The 25,796-nt window shown below is 62.4% G+C and carries 22 protein-coding genes; 2 read left to right on the top strand and 20 right to left on the bottom strand.

Features of this window, described 5'->3' with window-relative positions:
• Positions 1-350: 350 nt before the first annotated feature.
• From H0Z09_RS08545 to H0Z09_RS08465, 17 genes are all read right to left on the bottom strand, one after another.
• Positions 351-869, bottom strand: coding sequence for a hypothetical protein (locus H0Z09_RS08545; RefSeq protein ID WP_186689630.1), 519 nt, complete (start codon positions 867-869; stop codon positions 351-353).
• 232 nt (positions 870-1,101) lie between these two features.
• Complete coding sequence (locus tag H0Z09_RS08540; protein ID WP_186689628.1) at positions 1,102-2,517, bottom strand: TolC family protein; 1,416 nt, start codon at positions 2,515-2,517, stop codon at positions 1,102-1,104.
• The gene (locus H0Z09_RS08535; protein WP_186689626.1) at positions 2,514-5,693 is read right to left on the bottom strand and encodes an efflux RND transporter permease subunit; all 3,180 of its coding nucleotides are present in this window, start codon (positions 5,691-5,693) and stop codon (positions 2,514-2,516) included. The genes H0Z09_RS08540 and H0Z09_RS08535 overlap by 4 nt, the downstream gene beginning before the upstream one ends.
• A gap of 15 nt (positions 5,694-5,708) precedes the next feature.
• Positions 5,709-6,947, bottom strand: a complete 1,239-nt coding sequence (gene mexE, locus H0Z09_RS08530; RefSeq protein WP_186689624.1) for a multidrug efflux RND transporter periplasmic adaptor subunit MexE — start codon at positions 6,945-6,947, stop codon at positions 5,709-5,711.
• A 203-nt stretch (positions 6,948-7,150) separates the two neighbouring features.
• Positions 7,151-8,233: a chemotaxis response regulator protein-glutamate methylesterase gene (locus H0Z09_RS08525; RefSeq protein ID WP_186689622.1), complete on the bottom strand. Its 1,083-nt coding sequence runs from the start codon at positions 8,231-8,233 to the stop codon at positions 7,151-7,153.
• Complete coding sequence (gene cheD, locus H0Z09_RS08520) at positions 8,196-8,717, bottom strand: chemoreceptor glutamine deamidase CheD (RefSeq protein WP_186689620.1); 522 nt, start codon at positions 8,715-8,717, stop codon at positions 8,196-8,198. The genes H0Z09_RS08525 and cheD overlap by 38 nt, the downstream gene beginning before the upstream one ends.
• Positions 8,714-9,523 carry a CheR family methyltransferase gene (locus H0Z09_RS08515; RefSeq protein WP_186689618.1) on the bottom strand — a complete coding sequence of 270 codons (810 nt, stop codon included), beginning with the start codon at positions 9,521-9,523 and terminating at the stop codon, positions 8,714-8,716. Before H0Z09_RS08515 ends, cheD begins: the two co-directional genes overlap by 4 nt.
• A gap of 9 nt (positions 9,524-9,532) precedes the next feature.
• Positions 9,533-10,072, bottom strand: coding sequence for a chemotaxis protein CheW (locus H0Z09_RS08510; protein WP_186689616.1), 540 nt, complete (start codon positions 10,070-10,072; stop codon positions 9,533-9,535).
• Positions 10,073-10,108: 36 nt separating this feature from the next.
• Positions 10,109-11,767 (bottom strand): methyl-accepting chemotaxis protein, encoded by a 1,659-nt coding sequence (locus H0Z09_RS08505; RefSeq protein ID WP_186689614.1) that lies wholly within the window; start codon positions 11,765-11,767, stop codon positions 10,109-10,111.
• A gap of 31 nt (positions 11,768-11,798) precedes the next feature.
• On the bottom strand, positions 11,799-13,829 hold the full coding sequence (locus tag H0Z09_RS08500; RefSeq protein WP_186689612.1) for a chemotaxis protein CheW: 2,031 nt from the start codon (positions 13,827-13,829) through the stop codon (positions 11,799-11,801).
• A 42-nt stretch (positions 13,830-13,871) separates the two neighbouring features.
• Positions 13,872-14,159, bottom strand: a complete 288-nt coding sequence (locus H0Z09_RS08495; RefSeq protein ID WP_186689610.1) for an STAS domain-containing protein — start codon at positions 14,157-14,159, stop codon at positions 13,872-13,874.
• Positions 14,160-14,179: 20 nt separating this feature from the next.
• Positions 14,180-14,548, bottom strand: coding sequence for a response regulator (locus tag H0Z09_RS08490; RefSeq protein ID WP_076952285.1), 369 nt, complete (start codon positions 14,546-14,548; stop codon positions 14,180-14,182).
• A 10-nt stretch (positions 14,549-14,558) separates the two neighbouring features.
• Positions 14,559-15,767, bottom strand: coding sequence for a methyl-accepting chemotaxis protein (locus H0Z09_RS08485; RefSeq protein WP_186689608.1), 1,209 nt, complete (start codon positions 15,765-15,767; stop codon positions 14,559-14,561).
• Between the two features lie 107 nt (positions 15,768-15,874).
• Positions 15,875-16,333, bottom strand: a complete 459-nt coding sequence (locus H0Z09_RS08480; RefSeq protein ID WP_186689606.1) for a response regulator — start codon at positions 16,331-16,333, stop codon at positions 15,875-15,877.
• Complete coding sequence (locus H0Z09_RS08475) at positions 16,330-18,645, bottom strand: ATP-binding protein (RefSeq protein ID WP_186689604.1); 2,316 nt, start codon at positions 18,643-18,645, stop codon at positions 16,330-16,332. Before H0Z09_RS08475 ends, H0Z09_RS08480 begins: the two co-directional genes overlap by 4 nt.
• A complete protein-coding gene (locus tag H0Z09_RS08470) occupies positions 18,642-19,295 on the bottom strand; it encodes a response regulator transcription factor (protein WP_076952280.1) in 654 nt (217 codons plus the stop codon). Before H0Z09_RS08470 ends, H0Z09_RS08475 begins: the two co-directional genes overlap by 4 nt.
• Complete coding sequence (locus H0Z09_RS08465) at positions 19,292-20,458, bottom strand: sensor histidine kinase (protein WP_186689602.1); 1,167 nt, start codon at positions 20,456-20,458, stop codon at positions 19,292-19,294. Before H0Z09_RS08465 ends, H0Z09_RS08470 begins: the two co-directional genes overlap by 4 nt.
• A 155-nt stretch (positions 20,459-20,613) precedes the next feature.
• On the opposite strand from H0Z09_RS08465, the gene H0Z09_RS08460 reads away from it, so the two are divergent.
• The gene (locus H0Z09_RS08460; RefSeq protein WP_186689600.1) at positions 20,614-21,132 is read left to right on the top strand and encodes an SgcJ/EcaC family oxidoreductase; all 519 of its coding nucleotides are present in this window, start codon (positions 20,614-20,616) and stop codon (positions 21,130-21,132) included.
• 195 nt (positions 21,133-21,327) lie between these two features.
• On the opposite strand, the gene H0Z09_RS08455 is transcribed toward H0Z09_RS08460, so the two are convergent.
• On the bottom strand, positions 21,328-21,552 hold the full coding sequence (locus H0Z09_RS08455) for a DUF2188 domain-containing protein (RefSeq protein ID WP_186689591.1): 225 nt from the start codon (positions 21,550-21,552) through the stop codon (positions 21,328-21,330).
• Between the two features lie 21 nt (positions 21,553-21,573).
• A complete protein-coding gene (ligD, locus tag H0Z09_RS08450) occupies positions 21,574-24,990 on the bottom strand; it encodes a DNA ligase D (RefSeq protein ID WP_186689589.1) in 3,417 nt (1,138 codons plus the stop codon).
• Between the two features lie 235 nt (positions 24,991-25,225).
• Between ligD and H0Z09_RS08445 the strand changes: the two genes are divergently transcribed.
• Positions 25,226-25,474 carry a hypothetical protein gene (locus H0Z09_RS08445; protein WP_186689587.1) on the top strand — a complete coding sequence of 83 codons (249 nt, stop codon included), beginning with the start codon at positions 25,226-25,228 and terminating at the stop codon, positions 25,472-25,474.
• Between the two features lie 7 nt (positions 25,475-25,481).
• Here the strand turns inward: H0Z09_RS08445 and H0Z09_RS08440 are convergent, their stop codons facing one another.
• The gene (locus H0Z09_RS08440) at positions 25,482-25,718 is read right to left on the bottom strand and encodes a hypothetical protein (RefSeq protein WP_186689585.1); all 237 of its coding nucleotides are present in this window, start codon (positions 25,716-25,718) and stop codon (positions 25,482-25,484) included.
• Positions 25,719-25,796 lie beyond the last annotated feature (78 nt).

Genomic DNA, 25,796 nt, shown 5'->3' with positions numbered 1-25,796 from the left:
GCGGTATCATAGAAGGTAAAACGGAGCTGACGGCGCATGGGCCATTTACGATCACACCCGTTAACGGCTGTTCCGGAGCTAGCATTGATGCCAATGTGTCTCCAGGCGGTGCGGGAAGTGCACCTCGAATTTCCATTGAGCGAGAGTTGGGAGGGGGCTGGCAGTCCGTCGCCACTAGCATAGGGAGTAGCGTCTCCCATGTTGGTGGTTTCGGCACGTATCGAGTGAGGTTGGACAATCCTGATGCAATTTCAAAGTCTTATTCAGGTAGCGTCAGATACGGGCGTTAATACCCTGTAAGCAGCGCGTTGATGGATACCTTCAACGCGCTGCTTTTTAGTGTTTGTTGATCATGCGTGTTCATCTATAGAAAGGGCGCTGACTGGGAAATTTGCGAAGTAAACCATCGCGTTAAGCGCCTGATTGGCACTGACCATTCGGTGAGTGATGTAGGCGACGTGCTCAGGTTTCGAATATCGATCAGTCTTGAAATACGCCATGTTATCCTCCAGCTTCTCGTTGAACAAAGCGATTGCATTGAATTTAACGTCCATTTTCGTTTGGCGGCCATTGGCATCTGATGCGCCGTCTCCCGCTATGAACATCATGAACGTATTGTCATCTATGAGTTTGTTATCGTAGAGCATGCTGCCCACTTCTTTAAGTTCGTTGGTGCTGATCGAAGTGAAGTCATAACGTTTTAAGAAAATTTTCAGGTCGTTAATTTTTTCTGGGTCCTTAAGCTTCAGCGTCTCCGCCGCCTCGGACTCTTCTGTCAGCGTAAACGCATTCGTCACCATCGTTGGATTTCTGATCACGCGAGCATCGGTTTGCTTCGATAACGCGGTCGGGGTGGTTGTAACTTGCATATCTGTCTCCTGCCTAGAGTAAGAACTACACCCCCGTTATCGACACTCTACAATCCAACATTAGCGCTCGAAAACAGTTTCAGATCCCTCTGACAGATGAGGCTGAATAACTCGCAGGAAACTTCCTAATAATTATCCTTATAAAGCATCAAGCCAAAAAAAAGCCCCATGACCGAATGGCTCACGGGGCTAAAAATTGGCTGGATGCGACCAACCAAAGGAGCTCTTTACTTCACTTGGCGGTTGCCACAACCGTGTCCGGCTGCCAGCCGCCTCCCAACGCTTTGTAGATCGCGACAATCCCGCGATACAGATCCACTTCGGCCTGGGCCTGGGAATCCTCGGCGGCCAGACGCTCGCGCTGGGCGTCCAGCAGCACCAGGAAGTCCACGGTGCCTTCGCGGTAGCGGATCGCGGCCAGGTCGGCGGCGGCGCGGCTGGACTCACTCTGACGAATCAACGAGACCAGACGCTGCTGGCGTTTGCCGTAATCACTGAAGGCATTTTCCGATTCTTCCAGCGCCAGCAGCACTTGCTGCTCGTAGGTTGCCAGGGCGCCATCCGCCTCGGCGTCCGCGCCGCGCAAACGCGCGCGCACGCTGCCCAGGTCGAAGGCTGCCCAGGTGATGCTCGGGCCAAGGGCCCAGGCGTTGGCGGCGGACGAGCCGATCTGCGAGCCACGCCCGGCGGTAAAGCCGAGGAAGCCGCTGAGGCTGACCCGAGGGAACAAGTCAGCCTTGGCCACGCCGATGCGCGCGGTGGCCGCCGCCAGTTTGCGTTCGGCGCTGAGGATGTCCGGGCGACGTTGCAGCAGTTGTCCCGGATCACCGATCGGCAAGGCCTTGGCGATGGCCGGCAGGTCCTTGGGGCTCAGGTCTACGCTGAGCTTGTCGGGACGCTGGCCGAGGAGGGTGGCGATGCGGTTGCGCTCGCGCACTTGTTCGGCTTGCAGTTGCGGCACGCTGGCTTCCACCGCGGCGAGGCGTGCGTTGGCGCGCTCCACGTCGAGTTGGTCGCCCACGCCGGCATCGCGCAGGCTTTCGGTAATGGTGCGTGAGTCCTGCTGGTTCTTCAGGTTGTCCAGGGCAATGCGTTCACGCAGTTGCGCGCCGCGCAGTTGACCGTAGGCGTCCACCAGCTCCGCGATCATGGTCACTTGCAACTGGTACAGATCCGCTTCGGCAGCCTGCTGGTCGGCGTCGCTCGCTTCCAGGTTGCGCTGGATGCGGCCGAACAGGTCCAGTTCCCACGCCATGTCCAGGCCGAGGTCGTAACGCTCGGTCTTGACGCGGCGGGTGGTCTGGCCGGGGATCTGGCCCTTGCCCTGGTCACTGCTGACACGGCTGGTGATGGTCGGCATGGCGTCGTTGCTGGCGTCATCGCGGATCGCACGCGCCGCCCGCAGACGGGCAAAGGCTATGCGCAGATCACGGTTGCCCTGCAGCGACTGAGTCACCAACTGGTTGAGGGTAGGGTCCTCGAACTGCTGCCACCAGATGCCTTCGAACCTGGCGTGATCGTATTGCTTGGCATCCGCGGCGGCGGTGATATTCGCCGCCTCCGGAGTCTGGGTCTTGTAGTCCGGGCCCACGGCACAGGCGCTCAGCGCCAGGACCAGCAAGCTCGGCATAAACACTTTCACACTCATTGCTGTGTCTCCAGCTTCAAGGCCCTGGCCGCTTTGCGCGCTTCCTGGCGCTCCACATAGCGACGGATCAATACGTAGAACACGGGTGTCAGCAACAGGCCGAAGAAGGTCACACCGATCATCCCGGAGAACACCGCCACGCCCATGGCATGGCGCATCTCGGCACCGGCACCGCTGGACAACACCAGTGGCACCACACCCATGATGAAGGCGAACGAGGTCATCAGGATTGGCCGCAGACGCAGACGGCAAGCTTCCAGTACCGCCGCCAGCGGATCGAGGCCTTCCTCCTGTTTGTCCTTGGCGAACTCGACAATCAGAATCGCGTTCTTGCACGCCAGGCCCACCAGTACGATCAGGCCGATCTGGGTGAAGATGTTGTTGTCGCCGCCCGAGATGATCACCCCGGTAATCGCCGACAGCAGCGTCATCGGTACGATCAGGATCACCGCCAACGGCAGGCTCCAGCTTTCGTATTGGGCGGCCAGTACGAGGAACGCCAGCAGCACACAGAGCGGGAACACGAACAGCGCGGTGTTGCCCGAGAGGATTTGCTGATAGGTCAGGTCGGTCCACTCGTAGGTCATGCCGTTGGGCAGTTCATCCTTCAACAGTTTTTCGATCGCGACTTGGGCCTGGCCGGAGCTGTAGCCCGGTGCGGCGTTGCCGTTGATCTCAGCGGTGATAAAGCCGTTGTAGTGCATCACGCGGTCGGGACCCGAGGTGTCGCTGACCTTGATGAAGGTCGCCAACGGGATCATCTCGCCTTTGTTGTTGCGCACCTTCAGTTGGCCGATCTGGTCGGAGTCCTGGCGGAACTGCTGCTCGGCCTGCACGTTGACCTGGTAGGTGCGCCCGAAGCGGTTGAAGTCGTTGGCATACAACGAACCCAGGTAGACCTGCAGGGTATCGAAGATGTCGCTGATCGCCACGCCGTGGGTCTTGGCCTTTTCACGGTCGATGGCGGCATCGACCTGGGGCACGTTGACCGTGTAGCTGGTGAACAGCCCAAACAGCTCCGGCACGCCGCGGCTCTTGGTGATGACGTTCTGCACTTCTTTGTACAACTCGTCATAGCCGAGGTTGCCACGGTCTTCGATCTGCAGGCGGAAGCCACCAATGGTGCCCAGGCCCTGTACCGGCGGCGGTGGGAAGATCGCCATGTAGGCTTCTTCGATGTTGCTGTACTGGCCGTTCAGCGCACCGGCAATCGCACCGGCGGACATGCTCGCGTCTTTGCGCTCATCGAAGGGCTTCAAGGTCACGAACACGATGCCGCTGTTGGGGCTGTTGGTGAAACCGTTGATCGACAGGCCAGGGAAGGCAATCGCGCTTTCCACGCCGGGCTGTTTCAGCGCGATGTCGGACATGCGCTTCATCACGTTTTCGGTGCGGTCCAGGCTCGCGGCATCGGGCAATTGCGCGAAGGCCACCAGGTATTGCTTGTCCTGGGCCGGTACGAAACCGGTCGGGGTGTGGGCAAACCCGAAGAAGGTCAGCACCATCAAGCCGGCGTACACGAACAGGGCAATGCCACTGCCGCGAATCACTCGGCGCACGGTACCCACGTAGCCATGGCTGGCTTTTTCGAAAAAGCGGTTGAAGGGGCGGAACAACCAGCCGCCGAAGATTTTGTCGAGAAACCGCGAGAAGCGATCCTTCGGTGCGTCATGAGCCCGCAGCAACACGGCAGCCAGGGCAGGAGACAGGGTCAGCGAGTTGAAGGCCGAGATCACCGTCGAGATCGCAATGGTCAAGGCGAACTGTTTGTAGAACTGTCCGGTCAAGCCACTGATAAAGGCGGCTGGAATGAACACCGCGCACAGCACCAGCGCCGTGGCGATGATCGGACCGGTCACTTCGCTCATGGCTTTTTCAGTCGCGGGGAACGGCTCCAGGCCCAGCTCGATATTACGCTCGACGTTCTCCACCACCACGATGGCGTCGTCCACCACGATGCCGATGGCCAGTACCAAGCCGAACAATGACAGGGCGTTGAGCGAGAACCCGAACAGGTGCATCACCGCGAACGTACCGATCAACGACACCGGCACCGCCACCAACGGGATGATCGAAGCACGCCAGGTCTGCAGGAACAGGATCACCACCAGCACCACGAGGATCAGCGCTTCGAACAGGGTGTGCACCACCGCTTCGATGGAGCCGCGCACAAAGATCGTCGGGTCATAGGCGATGCGGTAATCCATGCCCGCCGGAAAGCCCTTTTTCAGCTCGGCCATCTTGCTGCGTACATCGTTGGAGATGTCGATGGCGTTGGAGCCGGGACGTTGGAAAATCGGAATCGCAACGGCCGGCTGGTTGTCGATCAGCGAGCGCAGCGCATATTGGCTGGAGCCCAGCTCGACGCGGGCGATGTCCTTGAGGCGGGTGATTTCACCGTTGGCGCCGGCGCGAATCACAATATTCTCGAACTCTTCCTCGGTGACCAGGCGCCCCTGGGTATTGACCGACAACTGGAAGCTGGTGTCGCTCGGTGCGGGCTGCGCACCCAGGGCACCGGCCGCCACCTGGCGGTTCTGCTCACGGATCGCCGTGACCACATCGGTCGCGGTCAGGTTGCGCGAAGCGGTCTTGTTCGGGTCCAGCCAGACGCGCAGGGAGTAATCGCCCATGCCGAACAGCTGCACATCGCCCACGCCGCCGAGCCGCGCCAACTCATCCTTGATGTTAAGGATCGCGTAGTTGGACAGGTACAGCATGTCGTAGCGCTGATCCGGCGAGGTCAAGTGCACCACCATGGTCAGGTCGGGGGAGGCCTTGTCCACGGTGATACCGATGCGCGTCACTTCCTCGGGCAGTTTTGGCTGCGTGCGGGTGACACGGTTCTGTACCTGTACCTGCGCGTTGTCCAGGTCGGTGCCCAGGGCGAAGGTGATGGTCAGGGTCAGCTTGCCGTCGGCGGTCGACTGCGAGGACATGTACAGCATGTTCTCGACGCCGGTGATCGCCTGCTCCAGCGGTGCGGCCACGGTTTCGCCGATGACCTTGGGGTTGGCGCCCGGGAAGTTGGCGCGGACCACGACGGTCGGCGGCACCACTTCCGGGTATTCGCTGATCGGCAACTGGAACAGCGAAATCGCGCCGGCGATCAGGATCAACAGCGAAAGCACCGCTGCGAAGATCGGCCGCGAAATGAAGAACTTGGAAAAATTCATCTTGAGTCGTATCCCTTAACCGCGTGGAGTCGCGCTGGCCAGTTTGGGCGCGGCTTTTTCCGGCGCCACCTGTTCCAGGTTGCTCGCTTCAAGCGCTTGTCGTTGTTGGGCCAAGGCGGCGAGGGTTTCCTTGCTGGCCATCGGGATGGTTTCCGGAGCGACCGGCGAGCCTGGACGCGCACGCTGCAGGCCCTTGACGATCACGGTGTCGTCCTTGGTCAGGCCGCTGCGCACGATGCGCAAGCCTTCGATCTTCGGCCCCAGTTCCACCGAGCGATAGGCTGGCTTGTCGCCGTCCATCACCAGCACGAACTTCTTGCCCAGGTCGGTGCCGACGGCTTCATCGTTGATCAGCACGGCGGAGTAGGTGCCGCTGCCGACCAGCTTCAGGCGTGCGTACAGGCCCGGGGTGTATTCGCCCTTGCTGTTGTCGAACACGGCGCGACCACGGATGGTGCCGGTGGCCGGGTTGACCTGGTTATCGATGAAGTTCATCTGGCCCAGGTGCGGGTTGCCGCTTTCGTTGGACAGGCCCAGGTACACCGGTGTGGTTGCACCGCGACGGCCTTGGCGGGCCAGTTCGGTGTACTTGAGGAACACGCGCTCATCGGCATCGAAGTAGGCGTAGACCTTGTCGGTGGAGACCACGCTGGTCAGGGCGGTGACATCGGCGGTCACCAGGTTGCCGGCGGTGATTTCGGCACGGCTGACGCGGCCGCTGATCGGCGAGGTCACGCGGGTGAAGCTCAGGTTGAGCTTGGCCAGGTCCAACTGCGCCTGGATCCCGGCGACGGCGGCGCGGGCTTCCTGGGCGGCGGTGGTGCGCGAGTCGGCCAGTTCGGCGGAAATCGCATTGCTCTGGCGCAGGCGTTCGCCACGTTGCGCTTCGTTATCGCTGCGGCTGGCGGCGGCCTTGGTTTGGGCAAGCTGGGCTTCAAGGCGGCGCACTTCGGCCTGGAAAGGACGTGGGTCGATCTGGAACAGCAGGTCGCCTTTCTTGACCAAAGCGCCTTCGGTAAAAGCGACTTGGTCAATCTGGCCGGAAACCCGTGGACGGATTTGCACGGTCTCTGGGGCTTCCAGGCGACCGGTGAATTCATCCCACTCGTTGACCGGTTGTTCCAGCACCTTGGCCACGCTGACCTTGGGCGCCGGCATGGCGGCCGCCTGGTCCGGGGCCTTGCCGCATGCGCTCATCACCGCCACGGCCAGAATCGCCAGGGGTAAGCGCAAATAGTTGAATGACTGTTCCATGAGGTGCATCCGCCAATGTATTTGAGATGGGCGGATCATGCGCGGCGATGTGCTATGTCACGAATCGAATGAAGCAAAGGTAACTATCATTCGGAATGATATAAGCGCGAGATTAGCCCTCTAGCATGGGGGTTTCGTTAGGGGGCTATCAATGGGCGTGATAACAAAGGACTGTTATCGGTTGCGCAACAGTGGTGCGTTTCTCACTTATGCAGTATCGCCTGGTGAATATCCTGCAGCGCCATGATGCGCTGCGCGGCATTGAGCTTGATGGCTTCCTTGGGCATGCCGAACACCACGCAACTGGCCTCGTCCTGGGCCACGGTGGCCGCACCGGCATCGAGCATTTCCTTGAGGCCCCGGGCGCCGTCGTCGCCCATGCCGGTCATGATGATGCCGGTGGCGTTCTTGCCGGCAAACTTGGCGACCGAGCGAAACAGCACATCCACCGAGGGGCGGTGGCGGTTGACCAGCGGCCCGTCGATGACCTGCGCGTGATAAAAGGCGCCGCTTCGCGTCACCATCAAGTGTTTGCCGCCGGGGGCGATCAGGGCCAGGCCGGGGAGTATGCGGTCGTTGTTGCGGGCCTCGCGCACCTCGATCTGGCACACGCTGTTGAGGCGTTCGGCAAAGGACGCGGTGAATTTCTCCGGCATGTGCTGCACGATCACCATGCCCGGGCACACCCTTGGCAGCGCCGTCAGTACCGCTTCCAGCGCCTGGGTGCCGCCGGTGGACGTACCGATGGCGACGATGCGTTCGGTGGTCTGGGCCATGGCCTGGCCGTTGGCGGCGGGCAGGATCGCATCGGCGCTGAGCTTGCCCGCCGGCGCAGGCGCGGGTGTCGGTCGCGCAGTGCGCTTGCCCAGGTTTTTCACGTTGGAATGGGCGGCGGCACGGATCGCCGCGACCAGCTCGGCCGCCGACTCGATCAGGAAGTTCTTCAACCCGGTGGTGGGCTTGGTGATGATCTCCACCGCGCCGGCCGACAGCGCCTGCAGCGAGGTCTCCGCGCCTTTCTGGGTCAGAGAGGAGCAGATCACCACCGGTGTCGGCCGCTCACTCATGATTTTGCGCAGAAAGGTGATGCCGTCCATGCGTGGCATTTCCACGTCCAGCACGATCACGTCCGGCCACTCGCGGGCGAGTTTGTCCATGGCGAAAATCGGGTCGGAAGCCGCGCCCATGACGTGGATGTCCGGCGTATCGTTGAAGATCGCCAGCAGCACCTGGCGCACCACGGCCGAGTCATCGACCAGCAATACACTGATTTTTTTCGAAGGCATTGTTTTCAAGTATTCCCATTGGTTGATGCCGGACCCAGACGTTGCCGTTCCACAGGTCGAACACAATAGTGCGATAGCCGGTGCTGCCCATGTCCTGGGCCGCCAGGTGCAAATGGTGCTGCTCGGCCAGGGCCAGCGCTGCGCGGATATTCAAGCTGGCTACATTCTGGTGCTGCTCAGCGGGGAACATCTGGCCGCCGCCGAACGCCTTCACCTGGTAATCCTGCGGTCGCGTGCCATGCACGCGCGTATGCCGCAGCAACAGCTCCAGCGCTTCGTCGCCGTATTTGCCATCCAGCGGTTGATTGCTGCGCAAGCGCGCCGGCAGCATGAAGTGGCACATGCCGCCGATCAGCCGTTGCGGGTGCCAGAAGGTGAACGCCACGCAGGAGCCGAGCAGGGTACGCAGGCGCGTCGGCCGCGTGGCGAAACTGACCTGGCCAGGCGCCAACACCACTTCGGCCGCACCGAGAGGCTTTTTCATGGCTTGTGGTAGATCGACGGCGCCACCAGCTTCAAGGTGTCATTCACCCCGTTGAGGCTTTCCGAGTGACTGATGATGAAATAGCCGCCGGGTTTGAGCAGCGGCAACAAACGGGCGACCACCTGGCGCTTGGTCTGCTGGTCGAAATAGATCATCACGTTGCGCAGGAAGATCACATCGAACTCTCCGAGCGCGGGCAACGGCTCGTTCAGGTTGACCTGCACGAAGCTGACGCGGTTGCGCAAGGTCTTGTCGATCAGGAACGTGCCTTCCTGGCGCCCGATGCCCTTGAGGCAGTACTTGGTCAGCAGCGGCTGGGGCAGGGTGCCAGTGCGCTCCATGGAGTAATGCCCGTTGCGCGCCTTGGCCAGCACCTGGGTGCTGATGTCCGAGCCGACCACTTCCCAGGGCGTGGTGCCCAGGCTCTCGGCCAGGGTCATCGCCAGGCTGTAGGGTTCTTCGCCCGAGGAGCTGGCCGCGCTCCACACGCGAAACACTTTGCCCGGTGCGGCCTTGGGCAATACCTGCTGGCGCAGGAAGTCGAAGTGCTTGGGCTCGCGGAAAAAGTAGGTTTCGTTGGTGGTCAGCAGGTCCAGCGCGACCTGTAGCTCGCCCTGGCGCTGGTCGCTCATGATCAGCTTGAAATAGTCCCCATAGCTGTCCAGCTCATAGTGCTTGAGGCGCTTGGACAGGCGCCCGGCCACCAGGGCTTTCTTGGCCGGCGACAGGTTGATGCCGGCCGCGCGGTACAGCCAGGATTGGAATTGACCGAACTCACGGTCATCGAGTGCAGCGGCGTCTGACATGGTCGGGCCTCAACGTGGGTCGAGGTCGAGTGTCGGCGCCTGGGCGCTGTCGGCCAGGCTGGACATTTCATCGATGGACAGCACTTTGGCCACCTCCAGCACGATCACGAACTTGCCGTCGACCTTGGCCATCCCACCGATGAAGTCGGCGCGAATCCGCGCGCCGAAGTTGGGCGGGGGCTCGATCTGTGTCGCCGGGATCTCCTGCACGGCCGAAACCGTGTCCACCAACAGCCCGATGTCCTGGGGCCGGCTGTCTTCGCTGCTCGCTTCGATGATGATCACGCAGGAGCGCCGGGTAATCGGCGAGTTCGCCCGGCCGAAACGCGCCGAGAGGTCCACCACCGGTACCACGGCGCCGCGCAGGTTGATCACGCCGCGCACGAACGCAGGCATCATCGGCACCACGGTCAGGCTGCCGTATTCGATAATTTCCTTGATGCCCAGGATGCCGATGGCGAACATCTCGCCCCCGAGCATGAAGGTCAGGTATTGCGCATCCTCATCGGCCGCCACCGCGGTATGCCGGGTAGTCATCAGTGCACCCATGTCATTCTCCCTGTAAGCCCGCATTGATGTTCAACATCAGAAACGGGTGAATTCCGATTCGTCCGGCGCGCTGGCCATGTTGTAGGCGAACGCCTTGCGCGCCGGCTGCGGTGCCGGGCGCGGTGGTTGGCGGTTTGGCTTGCTGCCCGGGTTCTCCAGGTTGCTGCTGTTAACCGCGGCCCTGGGAGCGGAATCGAGTACGAAGAAGCTCATCGCTTGTTGCAGTTGCTCGGCCTGGCTGCTCATTTCTTCGGCGGTGGCGGCCAGCTCCTCGCTGCTGGAGGCGTTCTGCTGGGTCACTTGGTTGAGCTGGGTCATGGCTGTGTTGATCTGCGCGACACCGGCGGCCTGTTCCTCGGACGCGGCGCTGATTTCCTGCACCAGGTCGGAGGTCTTGTTGATGGACGGCACCATTTCGTCGAGCAACTTGCCGGCTTTCTCGGCCATGTCCACGCTGCTGGACGACAACTCGCCGATTTCCTGCGCGGCGACCTGGCTGCGCTCCGCCAGTTTGCGCACTTCGGCGGCCACCACGGCGAAGCCTTTGCCGTGCTCGCCGGCCCGTGCCGCCTCGATCGCGGCGTTGAGCGCGAGCAGGTTGGTCTGGTAGGCAATGTCATCGATGATGCTGATGCGCTGGGCGATTTTCTTCATCGCCACCACGGTCTGCTGCACCGACTCGCCGCCGTCGGTGGCTTCCTTGGCGGCCTTGCTGGCCATGCCATCGGTGACCTTGGCGTTCTCGGTGTTCTGGTTGATGCTGGCGCTCATCTGCTCCACCGACGCGCTGGTTTCCTCGACGCTGGCGGCCTGCTCACTGGTGGCCTGGCTCATCGACTGCGCGGTGGCGCTGACTTGCTCCGAGGCGCTGGCCAGGTTGTCGGCGGCGTTGCGTACTTCGCCGATGATCAGCGCCAGTTTGCCGACCATATTGCGCATGGCATTGAGCACCATGCCGGTTTCGTCCTTCGAGCCTGGCGCGATAGGGGTGTTGAGGTTGCCTTCGGCCAATTGCTCGGCGGCGGTCGCGGCCAGTCGCAGCGGGCGGGAAATGATCCGCGCAATGAACAGTGCCAGGCCCAGGCCGATCAGCAGCGCCGCGCCCAGCACCACGATGATCAACAGACGAGAGCTTTCATACAGCGCCGAACCCTTGTCACCGGCCACGGTGGCGCCGGCGTCGTTGAGTTCGACCATTTTTTGCAGGCGGCTGGTCAGCTCATCGAAATGCACCTTGGAGTCGCCGCGCAGCACGCCGCGCGCCTGGGCTTCCTGATTTTGGCGGGACAGCTCGAACAGTTGCTGGCTGGACGCCAGATAAGCGCTCCAGGTGCTCTTCACGCTGGCCAGGAGTTGACGGTCTTCGTCGTTCGTCAGCAGCTGCTCGTAGGTGGTCAGCCGGGTTTCGAACTGCTGGCGGGCCTCGACGGCTTCGCGCTCGGCCTGGGCTTTTTCCTCGGCGACCTCGGTGCTGATGTTGCGGTTTTCCTTCAAACGATAGTTGGCGGCAAAAAAACGCATGCCGGCCGCCGCGCGCATCGACGGCATCCAGTTGCCCCTGATGTCCTGGGCTGCGTGGTTGACGGCGCCAAGCTGCAGGATGGCGAAGACGCCCATGCCCGCCGTAAGGGCCAGGACCACCAGGAACGAGCTGATCAACTTGGTGGAAATCTTTAAATCGTAGAACCATTTCATTGGGGGCAACCTCCGTGGAATTGCAAATACATCAGCGAACGACGACCGAGGGCACCTGAGGCGCCTGGGGCGTACGGGCTTCCAGTTGTACGATTTGGTTGAGCAGGGCGGGGACATCTAGAATCAACGCCACCGCGCCGCTGCCCAGGATGGTCGAGCCGCTGATGCCGCGCAGCGCGCCGAACAGCTTGCCCAAGGGTTTGATCACGGTCTGGAACTCGCCGAGCAGGTCATCCACCACCAGCCCGGCCTTGTGCTCGGCGTAGCGCACCACCACCACATTCTGGCGGCGGGCCGCCAGGCCTTCGTGGCTGAAGTGGTCACGCAGGTGCACCAGTGGCAGCACTTCGCCGCGCAGGTCCAGGTAGCCCTGGTTACGGCTTGACTGGCGCTGGCGCTCATCCAGCTCGATGCATTCCTGGACCATGTCCAGTGGAATAACGTAGGTGGACTGGTCGACGCCTACCAGGAAGCCATTGATGATCGCCAGGGTCAGCGGCAGGCGAATGCGCACCACGGTGCCCTGGCCTGGGCGGCTGTCGAGGTCGACGGTGCCGCGCAACAGGGTGATATTGCGCTTGACCACATCCATGCCGACGCCGCGCCCGGAGAGGTTAGTCACCGTCTCGGCCGTGGAGAAACCGGCTTCGAAAATCAGGTTGTAGATTTCCTGGTCGGTGAGCACCGCGCCGCTGGCGACCAGCCCGCGTTCCTGGGCTTTTTCCAGGATACGTTCGCGGTTGAGCCCGGCGCCGTCATCGGCGATCTCGATGACGATGCTGCCTGAGTCGTGGTAGGCATTCAGGCTCAGGTGCCCCTTGGCCGACTTGCCGGCGGCCAGCCGTGCCTCGGCGTTTTCGATGCCGTGGTCCATGGCGTTGCGCAGCAGGTGCATCAGCGGGTCGCCGATTTTCTCCACCACGGTCTTGTCCAGTTCGGTCTCGGCGCCGCTGATGATCAGGTCGATGTCCTTGCCCAGTTCCTGGCTGACATCACGCACCACGCGGCGAAAGCGGTTGAACGTGTCGCCGATGGGGATCATGCGCAGGTGCAGCGCGCCATCGAGGATCTCTTCCACCAGCCCCGATACGGTGGAGGTGGCTTCCTGCAGCGGGTCGTTGTTGCACGACCGCGCCAGCAGGCTCGCACCGGCGCTGGCGATGACCAGCTCACCGACCAGGTTGATCAGCTCGTCGAGCTTGTCGGCATTGACCCTCACGTAGTTGCCGTCCCGAGGCTTCTCACTGGTCGCGGCCACGCGTTGCGGCGCGGGCGGGGCGTATTCGGGGTGGGCGACCAGCTCGGTCGCGGGGCCGGCAGTGCTGTCGCAGGCTTCGTCGACGGCGCTGATGAGCACTTCACAGTCGTCACGCACAAAGTCGAACACTTCGTTGAGGGTGGCGTGGCTGGCCGACGAGCGCAGGTCGATCTCGAACCCCAGGTAGCAGCTTTCCGGGTCCCAGCTGTCCACGGCGGGAATGCCGTCGGTCAAGGTGGTGACCTGCAACAGCGTGCCCAGGGTGTCGAGGTAACGCAGGAAGGACAGCGGGTCCATGCCGTTGCGAAAGACGTCCACGCCGAAGCGCAGGGAAATATGCCAGAGCACTTCGCCCGGCGTGTCGTCATCCACCACGGCAATTTCGACATTGGCGGTGGCGGTGTGCATCGGTTGGTAGGCACTCAGCGCCTCGCGCAACGCTTCACCGCGTTCCAGCGCGGCGGGTGTCAGGGCCTCACCGCGGCTGGCGACTACATCGACCAGTTCGAGCATGTGGTCGCCGCACTTGAGCAGCAGCGCGATCAAGGCGGCGTCCACCGCCACACTGCCGTCGCGCAGACGGTCGAGCACGTCTTCGACGATATGGGTGAAGCCCACGATCGGCGCCAGGCCGAACAGCCCGGCGGAGCCCTTGATGGTGTGCGCGGCGCGAAATATCGCGCCGATGGCATCTTCATCGCCGGGTTCGCTCTCCAGTTGCAGCAGGGATTGCTCCATGGCCTGCAGCAGTTCGCGCGCCTCGACGATAAATGTCTGTTGTGCCTGATCGAGATTGATGCTCACCTGGACCTTCCTTGTCGATCGTTGAACGGGCTGTGACGCGGGCTAAAAGGCACCGTTGCGACACAATTGCAAAGCTTGCGCGACCGCCTGGCTCTGGCCGGCCAGGCTCAAGGCCGTGCCGGTATTGCCCGCTTCGCGCTGGATGACCGCCAGCAGTTGCAGGCCGGCACCGTCCATTTCCGTGACCTGGGACAGGTCCAGCTGCAGGCGCGGCGCCGCGCCGATGTGTGGCAGCAGCGCGGCGGCCAGCTCGGCCACCGTATAGATGGTCAGTTCGCCGTCGATGCCGACGTGGGCGGTGTCGTCGAGTGTTTCGCGGGTGACCGGCATGGAAAACTCCTCGGCCGCAATCAGGGCAGGATCAGCTTGGACACCGCCGCCAGCATCTGCGCTGGCTGGAACGGCTTGACCACCCAGGCCTTGGCACCGGCGGCCTGGCCTTCGGCTTTCTTCGATTCCTGGGACTCGGTGGTCAGCATGATGATCGGGGTGAACTTGTAGTTGGCCAGCTTCTTGACCTCCTTGACGAAGGTGATGCCGTCCATGTTCGGCATGTTCACGTCGCTGATGATCAGGTGCACCTTCTGCCCGGTGAGCTTGTTCAGGGCGTCCCTGCCATCGCTGGCCTCGATCACGTCGTAACCGGCGCTTTTCAAGGCAATACCCACTACTTGCCGAACGCTGCTGGAGTCGTCGACCACTAATACATTCTTCGCCATGAGGGGCTCCCTAAAAGAAAGTGATGTCTTGAGAATTCTGTTGCGCTGCCGCTTCGCCATGGTGGGTGCGGCGCTGCTCGTCGGTGGCGTAGGTGGACTCCATGCGTGCCAGCCACTGCCGGGCATCGATGGCCACCGGTGCATCCGGTGACTGGCTGGCCTGCTGCAGGTGTTCATGCAGGGCGTGCATGTTGTCGCGCACGTGACTGAGGATCTGGCTGACGCGGTCCTGGAACTGCAGGTTGACCAGCACCTCGGTCATCTCGTCGCGAATCCCGTAGCTTTCCTGCTTGAGCAGGTCGGCGGACTCGGCCAGGTGACCGGTAATGTTCTGAAAACGCTCGAGCACCGACTGGATGCTTTGCTCGGAGGCGGCCACCGAGTGGCTGTCCTGGTCGGCGCTGCTGGAAGCCGCTTGCACCAGTTGGGTAATCGCGTTATTGATGATGTCGACCTTGGCGGACATCTGCTGGCCGGTCTCGCTGGACTTGCTCGACAGGCTGCGCACCGCATCGGCCACTACCGCGAACCCGCGACCGGCTTCTCCGGCCCGCGCCGCCTCGATGGCCGCATTGAGGGCGAGCAAGTTGGTTTGCGCCGCGATGGCCGCCACATCGGCCGCCATGGTACGCAGCTCACCGGTGTAGGCGGTAAGGCCGCGCACTTGGGACAGGGTCTGGTCACGGCTCGATTGAGTGGCCTTGAGGGAGTCGATCACCTGGCTCAACTCGCTGTCGCTGCGGGCCAACACCTTGAGCGCCCCGTCGGCCGCCTGGCCATCCAGCTCGCCGGCGGCTTGCTGCGAGGCGTGTACGGTGTCTTGCAGCCGCGCGGAAATCCCGGTGAAGCGGTTGGCCAAGCTCACAATGGCGTCTTCGGTCAGCTGGCGCGAGCTTTCCACGTGCTTGGCCCAGATCGGCATGGCACCGAGCAATACTTCATCGAGCTGTGCCCGTGAATCCAGGCTGGTTTGCCTGGCCTGGGCAATCGAAGGGTCTTCCAGCACCAGGGCGTGCAGCACCGCCTGACGTTGGGCCCGCGTATTCAAGGCGCATGCCCCGAGGCCGACCAGCACCAGCAGCACGCAGACGGCGAGATTGGCGGGGCTGGCGGATTGCACGAGTATCCACGCCACGGCGGGGACGACCGGGAGTAAAGCGAACCAGAGAAAGCGCGGAGGGGCGGAAAGGGCGGTACGGCTGGATTGACTCGGCGTCATGAGTTCGGTCCCTGAACGATGTTGCGGATATAAACAACATAGGGGTTATCCGCACCAGCGCCCGCAACTTTAGGCCTTTCATCCGGTTTGTGACCGACAGGTTACTTTCAGCCGGCCGTTTCGCGCCGTTGCAGCAGTTGGATGTGCTGCGCAGGCACCAACCGGCGCAAGGTGGTGTACAGCGCTCGGGTTTCCAGCAGGTTCCAGACCCGCAACATGGTTTCCAGCGCATCCAAAGGCTTGCTGATGAAATCCCGCGCGCCGAGGGCCAGGGCGCGCAGGCGGGTCTCGCGGGTGGCGTCGGCGGTGAGTACCAGGATCGGCAGGTATTCGCCGTTGGGGATGCGTCGGTTGAGCTGTTCCAGCACCGCGAAGCCGTCAAGCTCGGGCATGTGCAAGTCCAGAATCACCAGGTCCGGTTCGAAACTGTTGAACAGCTCCAGGGTGCGCAGCGGCTCGGTGCTGCTCAGCACGTTGGTCAGCCCCTCGCGCGCCAGCAGTTGCTCCACCAGGTCGAGGTTCGGGCGTTGGTCGTCGATGATCAGAATGCGCAGGTCGAGGTTCACACAGGCTCCGGGAAATACTGGTCGAGGTGGGCAAGAAACGCCGGGATATTGATGGGTTTGCTCAGGACCGCCGTCGCGCCTGCTTCCTGCAAGGCTTGACGAGTAATGTCGCTGGCGTCAGCAGTGATCATCAGCACCGGGGTTTGGCGGGTGATCGGCGAGTCGCGCAAGCGTTGCAGCACCTTCACGCCGTCGATGTCCGGCAGCGAAACATCCAGCAGGATCAACTGCGGCCCATGCTGGGCGGCCAGGTCCAGGCCCAGTTGGCCTTGCATGCTCGACAGCAGCTTTATGCCCGGCCGACGTTGCAGCAGGGTTTCGAGCAGCGCCAGGCTGGAAAGGTTGTCTTCGATGCACAGTACCTTGCCCAGGAAGGCGCGAACGGCGGGAGCAGGGCGCGCCAACGCGGTGTCGATGACGGGCGCGGCGAGAGCCGTGGAGCCCGGCAGGCGCACGAACGGCAGCTCCAGCGTAAAGCGCGAGCCGACACCGGCCTGGCTGTGCACGGTCAAGCGGCCGTGCATGTTTTCCAGCAGGCTTTTGCTCAGCGCCAAGCCAAGGCCGCTGCCTTCCACATTCGGGTCGGCGCCCAGGCGCTCGAACGGCGTGAACAGTTGCCCCAGGCGATCGGCCGCAATGCCGTGGCCGGTGTCGCACACCGACACGTCGATGCGTGGCCCGTTGATACTGACCTCGATGCTCACCTGGCCTTCGCGCCGGTTGTATTTGATCGCATTGGACAGCAGGTTCAACAGCACCTGGGTCAGGCGTTGGCGGTCGGCAACGATACCCGTGTCCGCCGCCAATACCGGCAATGGCTGCACACGGATACCCGCGTCGGCGGCCATGGGCGACACCAGCGTCAGCGCCTCTTGCAACACGCCCGCCAGCGGGATCGGCGCAATATTCAGCGCGAGGCTTCCCGCTTCGATCTTGGCGATGTCCAGCACTTCGTTGATCAACGTCAGCAGATGCTGGCCGGCGCGCAGGATATGCCCGACGTGGGCCTTTTGCCCCAATAGCGCATCCATCTCCAACAGTTGCGCAAAGCCCAGGATCGAATTGAGCGGTGTACGCAGCTCGTGACTCATGCGCGACAGGAACTCGCTTTTGGCGCGGCTGGCGCGCTCGGCTTCTTCGCGGGCGGTGCGCAAGGCGATCTCGGCGGCGCGCCGGTCGGTAATGTCGCGGGTGATCTTTGAGAAACCGCGCAGCGCCCCGGTGCCGTCGTACTGGGCGGTGATCACCACGCTGGCCCAGAAGCGCGTGCCGTCCTTGCGGCAGCGCCAGCCCTCTTCGGTGTAGTCGCCATTGCGGGTGGCTTCGCGCAGGGCCATGTCCGGGTGCTGCGGGCATTCATCGGGCAGGTAGAACAGCGAGAAATGCTGGCCGATGATCTCCTGCTCGGTGTAGCCCTTGATGCGTTCGGCACCGTTGTTCCAACTGGTGACATGGCCTGCGGTGTCGAGGGCGAAGATCCCGTAGTCCTTGACTCCGTCGATGATCAGCCGCAAGCGTTCCTCGTTGTCACGCAGCGCGCGCTCACGTTCGGCCAGCAGCAGCCCGGCCTCCACCAGGCGGGTGCCCAATTGGCCGATCTCATCCTGTTCCGGTGGCTGCGCAAGCAAGGGCTGGCCCAGCGCCAAGCGTTGCGCATTGCGCTGTACATTCTGCACCCGCGCGACAATGCCCTTGGACAGGAACAGCACCGCGACAATGGCGCCGAACAGCCCGCAGATCGCCGCCAGCCAGGTGGACAGCAACAAGCGTTGGCGGGTCTCGTACGCTGCGGTACTGCGCTCGGCCAGCAACGAAGCCTCCAGGGTCAGCATGGTGCTGATGTGTTGGCGCAAGGCATCGAGGATGTGTTTGTTGCTGATCAGAATGGCGCTGATCGATTGCGCGCTGGCGTGGCTGTCGTTGAGCATCTCTTCAAGCCCGTCGGCCTTTGCGTCGATCAGCGGCTTTATCGCGTTGAGCTGTTCACGCACCCGCTGATCGCGCACGTTGCGGTCGAGCCGCAACAGCGCGGCGTCGATCTGCGGCCTGGCGTTGCGGTAACTGGGCAGGAAGTCTTCGCGGCGGGTCAGCAAGTAGCCGCGCACACTGGCCGCCGCTTCCGCGAGCAAGGTGTGCACGGCCTGGATATCGCCTTGCACGCGCAGCACACGGCGCACATCTTCTTCGGCGCGCGCGGTCTGGCGTTCGGTGGTGTAGATCAGTACCAGGGACAGCAACAGCACCACCAATGGCAATGAAATGACCACCAGCGCCTTGCCGCGCAGCGGCAGGTCGGCCCAACGCCGCTTCATGGTTGCGCCACCAGGCCCAGGGCGATGCCGCGCACGGCGGCCTGGGTGCGGTCGGCCGCGCCGAGCTTGCCGATCACCCGCTCCACATGGGCTTTGGCCGTGCCGGTGGTAATCCCCAGGTGTTCACCGATGGCGCGGTTGCTCATGCCGTTGGCGACCAGGCCAAGCACCTGGCGCTCCCGTGGGGTGAGGTGTTCGCTGGGGGCCGCGCCGCTGGCCTGGCGTTCGGTCATGCGCCGCAACAGGCGCGCACTGACCGCTGTGTCCAGCGCTTCGCCACCGGCGGCCACGGTTTGCAGGGCCTGGATCACCTCGTCACGGCTGGCGTCCTTGAGCAAATAGCCGACCGCCCCGGCGCTCATCGCCGCTTCCAGGTGATCGGGGCTGTCGTCCATGGTGAACATCACCACTTTCACCGCCGGCAGGCGTTGCTGCAGCAGGCGTGCGGCGCCCAGGCCATTGAGCACCGGCATGCGGATATCAAGGATGACGATATCCGGCAGCAGCTGTTCGCACAGGTCCACCGCGTGCTGGCCGTCACGTGCCTGCCCGACCACCTCGAACTGCGGATGACCGGCGAGCAGCGCGACGAAACCAGTACGCGTGACTTCATGGTCGTCGGCCAGGACCAGGCGCAACACGGGGCTCATTGCTCGGCTGCCTTCACAATGGCCGGTACGCTGGCCTGCACCTGGGTACCGCCGCCGACCAGGCTGGTACAACTGAAATTCCCGCCCAGCAGGCTGGCGCGCTCCTGCATGGTGGCAAGGCCCACATGATCCGCCCCGTCCCGGTGCGGGTCATGGGCGAAGCCCTTGCCGTTGTCATCGACTTGCAGGATGGCCGTCTCGTCGCGCAGTTCCAGGGTCAGCTCTACCTGGCTTGCCTGCGCATGTTTGAGCACGTTATTGATCGCTTCCTGGCCGATCCTGAACACGGCGATCTCCACCGAACTGGGCAGCCGTGCCGCACAGTGCGAGCGCCACAGCACCTGGATACCGGCATCGCGCAGGCGATCAGCTTCTTTGTCGAGGGCCTTGAACAGGCCGAAATCGTCGAGCACCGTGGGGCGCAGGCCCGCGATCAGTTGCCGGCCTTCACCCACAGAGTGTTGGGCCAGGCTGAGAATCGCCTGCAGGTCCGCGGCCAGGGCATCCGGCAGCGTGGGGCAGCGGCCGGCGAACCCTTGCAGCCGTTGATGCAAGCCGGCGAGGGTCTGCGCCAGGCCGTCGTGCAAGTCGTAAGCCACGCGTTTGCGTTCATCTTCCTGGGCGCGAAGCAAGCGGTTGACCAGGTCGGACAGCGCGCGGTCGCGGGCCTTGAGCGTGGTCAGCAGCCGCTGGTTTTGCAGGTGCGCGGCCAGCAGCGTGGCGAGCAATTGCAGGGATTCGCTGTCTTCATGCTCCGGCGCGCGCAGGCTGACGCTATTGCCCAGCACCAGCACGCCAAAGGCCTGGCCATCACTGCCGCGCAATGGCACTTGCAGCACGCTGTGCGGCGGCGCGTGCCAGTGTGGCGTACGCAGGTCGCGGTCGGCGAGGGCGGCCAGGCGGGCGATGTGCGCGGGGCTGCCGTGGCGCGCGGTGACACTCGCGCAGCCCTCGGCATCCCATTCCTGCAGCAGGCCGTGGTCCATGGCGAGGAACGCGCAAGCCCTGGCAAGCACGCGTTCGCGCATGGCCTGGGGCGGCAATTGGGCCAGTTCCTGCCCCGTATCCACCAAGAGCCGCAGGCGTGCCGTGCGGCTTTGCGATTGACGAAAATGCGCGCGCATGGCCAAGGCGCTGCCGGGATCTGGAGGCGTGTTGTGCATGGTGAACGTTCCGGTCGCAAGGACCCTTATTAGACCCTGCCAGGCACCCTGGGCGCTATCTGCCATATGGCATAGGCAAATGCCTCCAGTTGGCCGATGGCACGGGAGGGGCAGCTTGGCAAAGTGGGCTCACCAACCACCCCTGGAGTTTCGCCATGCAATTCAAACCCGCTGCAATCGCTCTGATGTTTGCCTTGAGCGTACCCTTTGTCCAGGCCGCCGACACGGGCCCCTATGTCTACCGTGAAGTGGCCCAGGCCCCGGCGAATGTGAAAGACCGTGAGATTGCCGGCCTGTTCGACCGTTGGAACAGCGCCTTGCAGACCGGTAACGTCAAGTCGGTGGTGGACCTGTATGCGCCCGGCGCGGTGCTGCAGCCTACCGTGTCCAACCAGGTGCGCACCACGCCCGAGCAGATCGGCGACTACTTCGACCACTTCCTGGCGCTCAAGCCGGTGGGGCAGATCAACTACCGCGAGATCCGCCAACTGGGCAGCAACGTGGCCATGGACAGCGGCGTCTACACCTTCACCCTGACCGAGGCCAACGGCCAGGTGCGCCATGTGCAGGCCCGCTATACCTTCGTCTACGAGCAGGTGGGTGGGCAGTGGAAGATCCTCAACCATCACTCCTCGGCGATGCCTGAGGTGCAGGCCAAACACGCGAAGCAGTGAGGGTGCGCGCTGTAGCCCACTACTCTGAGGTGTACCTGATGTATGGAGATCAAACTGTGGGAGCGGCGGTGCGACGATTCGACTTGCTCGCGAATGCGTTGTGTCAGTCGCCGAATTAATTGACTGATCCACCGCATTCGCGAGCAAGCCCGCTCCCACATTTGATCTTCATCACTATGAGTAATGCGTTCGACCCTAGCCTTTGGTTTTTCGGGGATCGGCGCTGCGAGGGTAGGTGCGCTCTTCCTGGATCGAGCCATCTTCCTTGTGGATCTTCAACGAGGCGGTCTTGCCCTCGAGAAACTCACTGGCCAATTTTACGATTTCGGCCTTGGTGGCCGCCGTCTTCGACGCGCGTTCCGCGCCTTGCTTCTTCAATGCCCATCCGTTTTCAGTCGGCGTGATGTGGAAGTCATCCATTTCATTTCTCCCGCAGTGGTGCTACTTGAGGCCGATGCGTTTACGCATTTGGGCCGTGATGGTTTGCTTGGTTCCAGGCAGATCCGCCCACGGATCCACGTCCAGTTCGCCCAGCCGCTCATGCAAGTTGCGGATGTTCCAGACGTTGGCGCCCTTGATGTCCTTGAGTTCGTCGCGAAAGATCGGCACCGACACCGGCAGCCCCTCGCGGCTGCGCGCGGCATAGGCGCAGATCGTGGTCGCGCCCAGGCCGTTGCGTAAGTAATCGATAAAGATCCGGCCGACTCGATTCTTCGGCCCCGAAACCGCCGAGAACCGGTCTGGCAGTAGCGTGGCGATATGTTTGACAATCGCGTGGCTGAAGCTTTTCACCGCGTCCCAGTCGGCTTTCGGGGTCAGCGGTACGACGATGTGGATGCCTTTGCCGCCGCTGGTTTTCAAGAACGACTTGAGGCCCAGTTCGTCCAGCACCGTCAGGGTCAATTCGGTGGCCTCCACCATGCTTTTCCACGGCAGCGCAGGGTCCGGGTCGAGGTCGAGAATGAAGCGATCGGGACGCTGCAGGTCCTTGGACACGGCGTTCCAGGTATGCAGTTCGATGGTGCTCATCTGCACCGCGCCCAGCAGCGCCTCGATGTTGTTGATCAACATCACCGGATGGCCCGTGGCTTCCTTGCCGATGATCTCGATGCCGGGGATCGCCAGGCGCTCGGCGTTTTTCTGGAAGAACAGTTCACCGCCAATACCGTCCGGGGCGCGCACCAGGGCGACCGGGCGATTGAGCAGCTGCGGCAGCAGCCATTCGGAGACGCCGATGTAGTAATCCGCCAAGTCACGCTTGGTCGAGCTGCTGCTCGGGTCAATCACCCGTTGGGGATGGGTGAGCCGGATTTTGGTTGAGCCGTCGTCGCCCGCTTTGCGCTTGGCTTTGGTCGCAGCCGGTTGTTTGCTGGGCGATTTTTTCTCGCCCTTGGGGGCCGGGGCAGGACGCTCTTCGATGATGGCCTTGGCCGGTTTGTCGTTACGCAGGCCTTGGAACACGGCATGTCTTACCGAGCCGTCCTGGGTGATCTCGGCAAAGGCGACTTCGGCCAGAAGCGACGGCTTGAGCCAATGCACATCCTTGGCCTCAAACCCCGTCGGCGGGTTAACCACCGCAGGCTTCTTGGTTTCCAGCGGGGTGAGCTGTTCGTAGATCGTGCTCAGGGTGACCTGGTTGAACCCGGTGCCAACCTTACCCGCGTATTTGAGCGCGTTGCTGTCGGCATCGTGCAGGCCCAGCAGCAGCGCGCCGAATTTACTGCGCGCGCCCTTTGGCTCGGTGTAGCCGACAATGACGAACTCCTGCCGGCGTTTACATTTGAGTTTGATCCAGTCGCCGCTGCGCCGGGAAACATAGGGGCTGCCCACGCGCTTGCCGATCAGGCCCTCCATTTGCATCTGGCATGCGCTGTTGAGCAGCGCATCCGGTGTTTCGGCGAAGTCGTCCGAATAGCGCAGTACTTCATCCTCACTGCGCTCCAGCACCTTGGCCAAGGCTTCGCGACGCTGCTCGACGGGCACTTCGCGCAGGTCCATGCCGTTGAGAAAAGGCATGTCGAACAGGTAGTAGACGATGTTGCCGCTGCGGCCAAGCTCGAAAGCGTTCTGCAGGGCCTGGAAGTCCGGCACGCCTCGCTCATTGGCCACGACCACTTCGCCATCGAGCCACGCGGACTCCAGGGCGAGGCTGGCAATCGCCTCGGCCTGGCGTGGAAGCTTGTGTGTCCAATCATGGCCATTGCGGGTGAACAGCTGCACCTTGCCTTGATCCACACGGGCCATGATGCGGTAGCCATCGAACTTGACCTCGTAACGCCAGTCACCGTCGGGTGCGGAGTCCACCAGGGTAGCCAGTTCAGGCTTGAGAAGCTCGGGAAGCTCGGCCGGCTGGGCATTGACCAACTGAGTGTGTGCCGGCTTTGCGCGCGCGGCGGCCGTCTTCTTGACGGGCTTGGGTTCGGCGGCTTTGCCCGGGCGCTTCTTCTGCACGAGGGTGCGGTCACTCAGCACGCTGTGGGGTTCAGCCTTGACGATGTCGTAATCGCTTTCCGGGCGTGCGAATTCGTCCTGGTGTTTGATCAGAAACCATTGCTCCTGCTTGCCGGGCATGTGCGTCTTGACCAGGTTCCACACGCCGCCGAGTTTTTCGCCCTGCAATTCGAATTTCATCCGGCCTTTGGCGTAGGCCTCGGCGGGATCGGACAAGGGCTTCCAGATGCCGCGATCCCAGACGATGACGTCACCGGCGCCGTAATGCCCCTGCGGTATCGTGCCTTCAAACGTTGCGTAGTCCAGCGGGTGGTCTTCAACGTGCACGGCCAGGCGTTTGGACTTGGGGTCCAGCGACGGCCCCTTGGGCACCGCCCAGCTTTTCAGCGTGCCGTTGAGCTCCAGGCGAAAGTCGTAATGCAGGCGCGTCGCGTCGTGCTTCTGGATGCAAAACTGCAGCGCAGCGGGCTCGTCGGCTTTTTTCCTGGTTGGCTTGCGTGGCTTCGCGGCGCCCGAGGGTTCCGAGGTCGCATCGAAATCACGCTTGCGGTTGTATTCATCAAGGGAATCGGTGGCTTGCGTGTCGGCTGGGCTGCGCTTCGGGGCTTTTTTGGCGCTGGATTTGCGCGATGAGATTTCGATCCAGGTCGGCGCGTGATCGCTGGCGTGCTCCTCGCCGCGTACCCATGCATCCACACCGGCGTTTTTCAGATGAGGGGCAAGCACCGGGTTCAGCAGCAGATGGTCGATGCGCAAACCGGAATTCTTCTGCCAGTGCTGACGGAAATAATCCCAGAAGGTGTACACGCGTTCGTCCGGATACAGGTGCCTCACCGAGTCGATCCAACCCTGGTCCAGCAGCCGTTGAAAGCATTCTCGGCTTTGCGGCTGGAGCAGGGCGTCCTTGAGCCATGAGCGGGTGTTGTAGATGTCGAAGTCGGTCGGCACCACGTTGTAGTCGCCCGCCAGCACCACCGGGTGTTCGCTGGCTTGCAGCGTCTGGGCATGGGCGATCAGGTGCTCGAACCACTTGAGCTTGTAATCGAACTTGGGCCCCGGTTGCGGGTTGCCATTGGGCAGGTACAGGCAGCCGACCACCACACCGTGGGCCGCCGCTTCCAGGTAGCGAGACTGCGAATCGTCTTGCGCGCCGGGCAGGCCCTTGTGAATCAGCAGGGGTTCGGCGTCCCGTGCCAGAATGGCCACGCCGTTCCACGACGCCTGGCCATGGTGCAGGCAACCATAACCGGCTGCTTCGATATCCTTGGCAGGAAACGCCTTGTCCTGGGCCTTCAATTCCTGCAGGCAGACGATGTCCGGGCGCTCTTTTTCAAGCCATCGCAGCAGGTTCGGCAGTCGCGCCCCTATGCCATTGACGTTGAATGTAGCGATCTTGAGGTTCTGCATGGGCTCGATCCTTTGCTTTACTCGCAACCTACTTATCGGAGTACCAGGCACCGCAGCGAGTTCTATTTGTTTGCCGCTGCGCTTGTAGAAGGACCAGGCTCATCCAGATACTTTAAACCTTCTGCCCAGGCGCACTGTCGATTGCTGCAGATACTTTGCTAGCTAGAGGGAACATCAATGACAGGGGTTGCCGTACTTGCCCATGACTACAACGGCATGCCAAACCGGGTGACGCTTGGCGCTTATTGATTGGGTGCAATGGCCGGCCATGGTCGTGACCGTTATCTCGGCGTGGTTTATCGGCTCTCAACGGCCTCGCCGGCGCATGATTGCGTTTTGGGGTTTTATCCTGAGCAACCTGTTATGGGTTGTATGGGGATGGCACGCCAATGCGTTTGGCCTGATTGCGCTGGAGTGCATTCTGCTGGGCATGAACGCCAGAGGCTTCAGGAAGAACCAGCGCAATCAGCAGACTTGCGAGTAAGTCGCGGTTATTGATTGCTGAAATTCTTTTTAAACCCCCGCAGGTTCATTGTGCACAGACAGATCTGCAGCACGATCAGCGCGTAGGCTTCAGCGTAGGCACCCCAGATAACCCACAGGATATTGCTCAATATGAAACAGAAGAACCCGGCCATTCTTCTTGCCGGGCGTTGCGAGCCGATAAGCCATGCCGCGATCACTGTGACCACCATGGCCGGCCATTGAACCCAATCCACGTAGCCCAAGACGCCTCCTTTAATGACTTTTGGTTTAAAGAAGAGAGGTCCACAGCGAGCAATGATTCAAATTTTGTAGTGAGCGCC

Source organism: Pseudomonas sp. SWRI18, assembly GCF_014268345.1.
Classification (GTDB): domain Bacteria; phylum Pseudomonadota; class Gammaproteobacteria; order Pseudomonadales; family Pseudomonadaceae; genus Aquipseudomonas; species Aquipseudomonas cedrina.
This window is presented reverse-complemented; position numbering and strand designations above follow the sequence as displayed.